Raw genomic sequence first — 1,418 nt, 5'->3', positions numbered from 1 at the left:
CCGTTGGGTGCGGCGGTCGCTGCGGCGCCGGCACGACATGCTCGCGCCCTGCATCCGGGAGCGGATCGTACTCGCGGCGCTCGTCCTGCTGCTGCTCCTTTATCTTTGGCTCTTGTTCGCTACGGACATGGTACCGGAGCTGGAGGTCGGGCATTTTGAATATTTACCCCTGAAACCGTAAACCATTATGACAGACAACAAGAATCCGTGCAGCGACCCCTCGGCGGAGTTCGAACGGCAGCGCAAACGCAAGGTACTGCTCTTCGCGGCGATCCTCGGATGCATATTCCTCGTCGTGCTGTGGTTCATATTCCGGCCTGCACCCGTCAAGCCTCAAGAAGGGGCCGCGGGGATCAACACGTCGGTCCCGGACGGCAAGGCTCAGGCCACCGTCGGCGACAAACGCAAAGCCGCGGAACAGTTCCGCAGCGAAGAACAGCAGCAGAAACGCATGATGACACTCGGCGACAACTCGTTCTCGCTGCTGGACGACGGGCTCAAACCCGCCGAGGAGTCTGCCCCGGCGGACAACCCCGCACAGCGGGCCGCCGAGGCCAACCGGGCCATGCAGCAGCAGGTGCAGGGCTTCTACGCCGCTCCGCAGCGCAATGCCGAGGTCGAAGCCCTGAAAGAGCAGGTCACGGCCCTGCAATCCCAGCTCGATGCCGAGCGGCAGCAGCCCGACCCGTTGGAAATGGCCGAGGAGCAGTACAAGCTCGCCCGGAAATATCTCGGCGGCGGAACGGCCGCGGGCGAAGAGGCCGGGCCGACGAAGCAGCGAAGGGATTCGCGCCTGTCCGTCATGCGGCCCGTTCGGGAGGGTGAGGTCGAAGCCTCGACGCTCGACACGCGGGCGGATTTCACCATCGAGCGCAACCTCGGATTTCTGACCGCGACGGGACGTGCGGCGGAGAATCAGGTACCGACCGTCAAAGCCTGCGTAGCTCAGACACAGGTCATACGTGCCGGAAGCACGGTACAGCTGCGGCTGCTGGAAGCCGTGCGCATCGACGGAGTGCTAATTCCCCGCAACACTCCGTTATACGGTCTTGCGACGATTGCCGGAATGCGGCTGCAAGTCACGGTGTCGTCCGTCGAATACGGCGGGCGGATCTTCGCCGTCGAAGCCGCAGCTTACGACCTCGACGGCCAGCTGGGGCTGAACGTCCCGAACTCCCGCGAGCGGACGGCCCTCAAAGAGGCGCTGGCATCCGTCGGGCAGACCGCCGGAACGAGTGTAAACGTCACCCGTTCGGCCGGGCAGCAGGTATTGTCCGAGCTGGCGCGCGGAGGATTGCAGGCTTCGTCGCAGTATGTCGCCGGGAAACTCCGCGAGGTGAAGATAACCCTCAAAGCCAACCATCAGCTATTATTGATTTCAAAACAGCAGTAAAATGAAAAGAGACCTTATTTATCTG

2 protein-coding genes are annotated in these 1,418 nt (G+C 62.6%); both read left to right on the top strand.

All coding sequences use genetic code 11. From position 1 onward, the window contains the following. Positions 1-181: hypothetical protein (locus tag QVP03_RS01260; RefSeq protein ID WP_288210587.1), on the top strand; the 181-nt coding region annotated here is incomplete at its 5' end. Between the two features lie 6 nt (positions 182-187). Next, on the top strand, positions 188-1,393 hold the full coding sequence (traM, locus tag QVP03_RS01255; RefSeq protein WP_022331867.1) for a conjugative transposon protein TraM: 1,206 nt from the start codon (positions 188-190) through the stop codon (positions 1,391-1,393). Positions 1,394-1,418 lie beyond the last annotated feature (25 nt).

This window comes from Alistipes sp. CAG:29, assembly GCF_000435435.1.
GTDB lineage: Bacteria > Bacteroidota > Bacteroidia > Bacteroidales > Rikenellaceae > Alistipes > Alistipes onderdonkii.
The sequence above is the reverse complement of the archived record's forward strand: the minus strand, read 5'-3'. Positions and strand labels throughout refer to the sequence as shown.